Raw genomic sequence first — 6,764 nt, forward strand, 5'->3', positions numbered from 1 at the left:
GTCGCAGTTCAAAGTAGCGCGCTGTAACGTTGGCATATATTTGAGACTCTGGGACTTGAATGTTCAGACCATTGGTTTTGGCAATTTTGAGACTGGATTCTGATTAAATCACGTAATGCCATTAGTTCGTAAGGCACTGGTAATTAGGTAGCAAGGGGCGGATACTGTTGAAAAAGTCGGTTTGTTTTGTGGGATTTTCACGGTGCTGGAGACATAGCAGCCGTTTGGTCCCGGCTTTCGCCATTTGGTTTGCCGGAAGCCGGCTCTTTTGACCTTTCAAGTCATGCGCTGACCTCCTTTTGGACGCACTGCGGGCGAAGCTTGGCGAGTTTTCGGAGGTTCTGGGCGATGGCGGCGAGAAGGAATTCGTCCTTTGCGCCGTTCGGTCCTCGAAGCCTGAGCCGCGTGAGGTTCAGGATGCGCTTCAGGTGAGCGAATAGCATCTCGACCTTTTTCCTTTTGTCCCGTGAGATCTTGTAGGCTTTGGTCTTGCGGCATGTGCGGGCGAACTCGCGTGCTTCCTCGTGCGGCTCTCGGGTTACGCGCCATGAAAGGCAGATCGCCGATGGCTTTCATGATTTTGCCCATGACCGGCTTCGTGCGCTTGTTCAGGTTCTTCAACAGCACTGTGAACCGGCTAACGCGCTCGACCATCGATGTGATGTTCGTTTGACCAAAGCTTTGTTTGAACAAGACCAAATCAGCCTCCCAATGGCCAAACTGACGTCGATGCGCCACGTCATCTGGGCGGAACAGGATACTGACATCACGGTCGAATTTTGGGGGCAGGCGCTTTCTGGCCCGCCGCGGTTTGCGGGACTTGCGGTGTTCCGGCAGATACCACCAAAGCTCCTGCGCCATGCCTTCCTTGGAATAGATGTAGCGATAGATTGTCTCTTGGCAGACACGTAGCGGTGCGCGCTCATGGATCATCCGGTTTCCGATCTGCTCGGGCGTCCAGCCGTTCTTGAGCCGTTGAACGACGTCTTTGGCGAGATCTGGATGCTTGATCAGCTTGCGCTGCCGAGCACGGCGGCCATCAGCTCTCAATTGCGCCGCCGCGCCATAATAGCCCGCGTATTTTGGCAGGCTCTCGTCGACAAAATAGTTCCGCTTCAATTCGCGGTAGAGCGTCGCTTTCGAGCGCTTTAACACACGCGCCATCTCGCGAACTGGCACTTTAGCACTCAGCCAGCGCTCGATTTTACGCCGTTCTTCGATGTTCAATTGCTTGTAGGAGCCACTCATGGCACAATCTCCTTATTAGATAATCCATTGGTTTCTAATAGGAGTCGCAGTTCAAGGTAGCGCGCGCCAAGCCATATCAAAAAATCTTATAATCATTATTATGTATAATATTTGCAAATAAAAGAACTGCAAACTCTCAAACCTCCAATACAAAAGCCGGATCGAACTCAGTCCCTTCCCCGGGATAATCCCGCTGGTTCGTGACAAAGCGGATCGAACCATGATCTCCCTCGCCGGTCTCCGTTGCGATCACAAACGACAGCTCTGGCGATTTGGCCATCAATATCCATTGTCAGGGGTTGCAAACGGCTGTGAACCTGAACCAACTCGAACTTTCTGTCCTATTGGACGGAATTTTCAACGAGGATGTGAATGGGGCTACGCCAATCCGTCACTTGACGCTTGGCGCGGATTACACGTTGGACTTTGTCGAGACGGGCCAAGCCAAAGTGACGATCTATGAGAGTGTTTTCGAGCGCTATGTCATCGTTCCGCATTATGAACGGCGCGAGAATTTCATTCGCGTAGAGGCGGCCTTCACCCACACAAACGGCAAACGCCCGAAAGGGTCTGGCTCCTTCCCCTATGACAAGGCCAGCCTGTAACAATGGATTAGAATATGGATACGTCGTTGACCGACCGATTTGACTACAGCGCCGCAAAGTGGAACCGGCTGTCGCGCTCGATCAAGCGTATTGATGACAGCACCGTCGAGATTAGGAACCCGACCAACAGCGTCGGGAAACTGATTATCAATCTGTTGATCTTGTTTCAGGTCGGGCTTTTCTGTGCGAATGCCTTTATGATGTCGGGACAGCGCGTTTCACCAAACCGTCCCTCATCTTTTGAAACACTGTCCGAAATGCTCCAACGAGATTATCTTTTTGTAACGGATTACGAGGCTTATTTAGAGCCTGGCTACGAGAGGTATCTCGGGTATTTTGAAACAAACCCAGTGTTCGCTGGAGAAGAGCCGGAAACGAAAGAGGAATATTACGAAAGCGCCATTGCGAATGCGGGGCGCACAGCAAGTGCGCGTTTGAACCGCGTTCTAGCGTCTTTGGGTTTCGGCCCCTTTTTCGTCTTCCTCGTTCTCTTCCTGCCGCTCCGCCTTCTCATTCCGGACTCGCACGGCATCCGTCTCGATGCGCGCAGGCGGGTGGCCTATGTGCGCGATTGGTACGGCAATTCGATCAAGCGGTTTTTCGGCATGGCCGATCTGCGTCCCCGCAAGAAACGCGAAAAGGTCGATGTGCTTGAACAGCTCCATTTCACCACGCGGCTCCACGCCGAATACGCCGTCACGCCACGGCTTTTGAAGGTGAACAAGATTTATAAGCTGTTCTATCCTTTCAGGAAACCGGCGATGGTCTATCTGTCTACGGAGGGGCATGAATACGGCTACACCCAGCGCTTTCCGCTTGGCAGCTACCCGATGCGCAAGAACCAACCCGAGGAAATCCAACAGTTCATCGAGGACTTTTTTGCCCATCCGGAGCCGGGCAAATGGACCAAAAACCTGCGCTATCGACATCCTTTGCCGGGCGATCCGATTGTCTGGCTGACCCGCGCGAACCTCTGGAAATTCGGCGGCTATAAAAAGGCGAATGCCGAGGACAAGGTGGATGCATGCCTGCGGGAGACCAACGGGCCGTGACCAACAGATTTGACAACAGCCCCACAAAGTGGAACCGTCCCTCGCGGTCGATCAAGCGAATTGATGACGGCAATCGAAGCGGAGGAAAAAATACGAACAAGCCTTGAAGTCAGACAAAATCGCGGCTTGAAATACGAACTCAACAGTCTCCGTTAAAACTGGGGCGGTTCAGAGAACCACTATTGGCCCTTTTTGCCTATTTATTAAGTATATAATATCAACTTTTATGTTCCTGAAATTTCAAAATGCTGACTGATCGAAAGCTAGGAGTAAAGATGACCACAGATGACGCGATTTTGGATCTCGCCAGACAACGGCTTAAACAAATGGAAACCGCGGAAGATCAGATCGCGCTTTTGAATGCCTATCATGGGTTGTTGACCTTGGCGGAGTTGGCGATGCCAATCAATTCGCCCTTGACCGCAGACTGTCGGCGAGAACTTCAAGGGCTGGAACACAAAGCTACGAAACTTTTCGCGAACACGTTCAAATAGGGAAAGAAAGCTGAAACGGCCGATTAAACAAATTTCAGATCGGCCTGCCGAATGGCAGGAACTTGCCCGCAAATACGTTGAACTTGGAACAATCCAGAAAGCGGCAGAAGTGAAGTGGTCTCAGGGAATCAAACAATGAGCTAAGGTGTATCCCGAACCTTTGAAGGGGGGGGAGAAAGGCGAAACGCCGATATTTTACAGATCAATTTAAGTCCGAGGTGGCATTGGAAGAGTCAAGCCCTGGAAGTACCTTCGGAGAATACGACGCAGAACGAACATTCTCGCATGGGTAAACGTTCTGGCTTGAGCGGCGCAACTATTGGTCGGCAGCTTGCCGACACTCTATCGCCAACAACACCTTGGGCGTGAGTACCATCACAAGAGACTGCAGGCGTCATGACATAGAGGTTAAGAGCCTAATCATCGCTGGAAAACGGTTCCACGGGAACGTAGTATGCAGAAAACGAAGCAAGGCGGATGACCGCGATGATAAGCGCTTCGCGGAGTGCCTTCGAACGGTTGTGATATCGCAAAGAGCCGTTGCGTCGCTTTGGCTGCCTGAGATTCAAGAGGCGCAAGAGGTCGGACAATTTCTGTGCCGCCCAACCATGTGGATTATCGCTATGACGGGGCTGAAACACCGCTTTTTACCAATCTGGATGTCGCCATTCCTGAGGGCCAGAAAGTCGGATTGGTTGGGCGGTCTGGTTCAGGCAAGACCACTTTCGTGAAGCTGATCCAGCGGATTCACGAGATCAATGACGGCAGCATCACATTGGGCGGCGTCGATATCGCGCGCGTTCCCTTGGAGGTGCTGCGCCAACACATCGCGCTTGTCCCGCAAGAGCCTGTGTTGTTTCACCGCTCTTTGGCCGAGAACATCGCCTACGCCCGTCCCGGCGCATCAATGCAGGAGGTCCGGGAGGCTGCTGAGCGCTGGTCGCTGGACTACGTTCACGACCAGTTTCGCCAGCGGTCAGCGTTTCCGGGTGCTCAATGTGGTCGACGATGTCACCCGGGAGTGCCTAGTGGCCATACCGGACACCTCGATCTCGGCGCGCCGTGTCGCGCGTGAACTGACGGCCCTGATCGAGCGCCGCAGAAGGCCCTGCATGATTGTCAGCGATAATGGGACAGAACTAACCAGTAACGCGATCCTGCAGTGGTACTCCAAGCACCGGATCGAATGGCACTACATCGCGCCGGGCAACCCCATGAGCCCGTATCGGTCAAAGCGCGATGTTACGTTTCACAACGTTCGATCAGCGTCAAACGCCGGAGATTTCATCTTATGTTTCCAAAGTCTCCGCGGACGCTTTTACAGATGAGACCACGGGTGCTTCTTATTACTTGGCAGAGCTCTACCCGGCTTCCGGCGAGTTGGAAAAACTCAAAGGCATGCAGCTTCTGCCGGGTATGCCAGTTGAGGCGCATTTAAAAACAAATGACCGCACTCCACTGAGTTATTTTGTGAAACCTATGTCGGACTATTTTCAGCGAGCATTTAGGGGGTGATTATAAAATTTTGTGAATTCTTTCGTCTCCGTCAGTCGATACTCTGCAACAGTCTAGCCCATCACGCCAAAATCCCCGAGATGAGCGGAGAGAGCTATCGTCTGGTCCAAAGCCGCGCGCGAAAAGCCACCAGTATCTCCTGATCACGAAGGCATAATATGGCCTCTACAGGCCAAGGCGACCAGTCAACCGCCAGCTATTTGGGTGGCGCGGTCGACTGATTGAGGTGCCCCTAGATTTGTAGACGCTTTGCGCCCTAACTTTGAGGCAAGGAGGCCGACATGGGGACAAGCAATTACAGCGACGAGTTCAAGCGCGACGCGGTGCATCAGATCACAGTGCGAGGATATCCGATTCGGGAGGTGTCGCGGCGTTTGGGCGTCAGCACGCATTCGCTCTACAAGTGGCTGAAGCTTTTCGCTGAACCATCATCGAAGCCGGGCGTTGACCACGAAGCCGAGAACCGGCGTTTGAAGCGCGAGCTGTCCCGGGTCACCGAGGAGCGCGATATCTTACGGCGTACTTCGCGCGCGAGTCCCAATGAAGTACGCCTTCATTCGGGCGCATCGCGGAGAGTTCGGCATCCGGGCCATGTGCCGAGTGCTGCGGGTCCATTTCTCCGGCTTCTACGCTTGGCTTAAAGAACCCTTAAGCCACCGTGCGCAGCAGGATGCGCGCCAGACCGCGCTGATCCGACAGGCTTGGGCGGACAGCGGCAAGGTGTATGGCTTCGCAAGTTGACGGACGATCTGCGCGATCAAGGTTCCCAGTTCACCAGCCGGGAGTGGCAGACGTTTCTCCGCCAGCATCATCTGGAACCCAGTATGAGCCGACGCGGTAACTGCCATGACAATGCCGTAGCAGAAAGCTTCTTTCAGCTGCTGAAACGCGAACGGATTAGGCGCCGAACTTATCCGACCGGGGATGACGCCAGGCGGGACGTGTTCGAATACATCGAGTTCTTCTACAACCCGAAGCGCAAGCACACGAACAACGGCATGCTGTCGCCCGTTGCCTTCGAGACCAGACAGCAGAAACTGACCGAGGCAGGTGTCTAGGAAACTAGGGGCACCTCAGATCGCCAACGATCTTTGCAACCGACTCAGCCAAACCTCCAAGTGCTCCACTTTTACGTCGTAGGTTTTACTCCGCCGTAGAAAGTCTCTGGTAAAACGGTAATCCCCCCATTTTTAGAGGGGCGTATCAGTAGAATCTAAGCTGCTGTCAGTTTCTGTATCGGGGTCATGCCGCCGATGCCCATGTTTGGTCTTTCGTTGTTGTAAGTCCAGAGCCATTTCGTTGCGTGATCCTGCACGTCTTCAATGCTTTCGAAGTGGTATCGCCCGAGCCATTCGGTGCGAACTGTCCGATTGTAGCGCTCGATATAAGCGTTCTGCTGGGGCTTGCCCGGCTGGATGTAAAGCAGCCCGATCCCCGCCTTCTCGGCCCATGTTTGGAGCCTGCCACTGACATATTCCGGGCCGTTATCTACGCGAATGGCCAGAGGTTTGCCTCGCCAGGCGATGATCTGGTCCAGCGCCCGAACAACGCGCTCGGCGGGCAGTGAGAAGTCCACTTCGATGGCCAGGCCCTCGCGGTTGAAGTCATCAAGCACGTTCAATGTGCGGAATGCCCGACCGTCAGCCAGCTGATCGGCCATAAAGTCCATCGACCACACCTCATTCGGGGCCTCAGGCACGACCAGCGGTTCCGGTTTCTCGCGCTGCAGCCGCTTCCGAGGCTTGATCCGCATGTTCAGCTCCAACTCGCGGTAGATGCGGTACACGCGTTTGTGGTTCCAGCCAAAACCTTTGACGTTCCGCAGATGCAAAAAGCACAGACCAAACCCC

General features: G+C 53.8%; 5 protein-coding genes and 5 pseudogenes. 7 read left to right on the forward strand and 3 right to left on the reverse strand.

Features of this window, described 5'->3' with window-relative positions; translation table 11 throughout:
- Positions 1–281: 281 nt before the first annotated feature.
- Positions 282–545 (reverse strand): annotated as a pseudogene (locus NH195_RS20955) (transposase); the annotation flags it as partial.
- Positions 541–1,248, reverse strand: a pseudogene (locus tag NH195_RS21735) (IS30 family transposase); the annotation flags it as partial. The pseudogenes NH195_RS20955 and NH195_RS21735, both read right to left, overlap by 5 nt.
- Before the next feature lie 344 nt (positions 1,249–1,592).
- Here NH195_RS21735 and NH195_RS21290 point away from each other — a divergent pair.
- The 7 genes and pseudogenes from NH195_RS21290 (at position 1,593) to NH195_RS20965 (ending at position 5,972) form a co-directional block, all read left to right on the forward strand.
- A complete protein-coding gene (locus NH195_RS21290) occupies positions 1,593–1,853 on the forward strand; it encodes a hypothetical protein (RefSeq protein WP_162265882.1) in 261 nt (86 codons plus the stop codon).
- Between the two features lie 350 nt (positions 1,854–2,203).
- Positions 2,204–2,905 carry a hypothetical protein gene (locus NH195_RS15550; RefSeq protein ID WP_155846199.1) on the forward strand — a complete coding sequence of 234 codons (702 nt, stop codon included), beginning with the start codon at positions 2,204–2,206 and terminating at the stop codon, positions 2,903–2,905.
- A gap of 275 nt (positions 2,906–3,180) precedes the next feature.
- A complete protein-coding gene (locus tag NH195_RS15555; protein ID WP_066708927.1) occupies positions 3,181–3,399 on the forward strand; it encodes a hypothetical protein in 219 nt (72 codons plus the stop codon).
- Positions 3,400–4,009: 610 nt separating this feature from the next.
- Positions 4,010–4,306 (forward strand): annotated as a pseudogene (locus NH195_RS15560) (ATP-binding cassette domain-containing protein); the annotation flags it as partial.
- Between the two features lie 15 nt (positions 4,307–4,321).
- A pseudogene (locus NH195_RS21580) lies at positions 4,322–4,616 on the forward strand (DDE-type integrase/transposase/recombinase); the annotation flags it as partial.
- Positions 4,617–4,623: 7 nt separating this feature from the next.
- Positions 4,624–4,914, forward strand: a complete 291-nt coding sequence (locus NH195_RS21480) for a beta-barrel domain-containing protein (protein ID WP_476577881.1) — start codon at positions 4,624–4,626, stop codon at positions 4,912–4,914.
- A gap of 281 nt (positions 4,915–5,195) precedes the next feature.
- Positions 5,196–5,972 (forward strand): annotated as a pseudogene (locus NH195_RS20965) (transposase).
- Positions 5,973–6,127: 155 nt separating this feature from the next.
- Here the strand turns inward: NH195_RS20965 and NH195_RS15575 are convergent.
- Positions 6,128–6,764: IS3 family transposase (locus tag NH195_RS15575; RefSeq protein ID WP_066701789.1), on the reverse strand; the 637-nt coding region annotated here is incomplete at its 5' end.

The organism is Celeribacter ethanolicus (assembly GCF_001550095.1).
Classification (GTDB): Bacteria; Pseudomonadota; Alphaproteobacteria; order Rhodobacterales; family Rhodobacteraceae; genus Celeribacter; species Celeribacter ethanolicus.

What these genes read in the sequence shown, in the direction of transcription:
- NH195_RS15555 (WP_066708927.1), top strand. Translation starts at nt 3,181, where the DNA reads ATGACCACAGATGACGCGATTTTGGATCTCGCCAGACAACGGCTTAAA.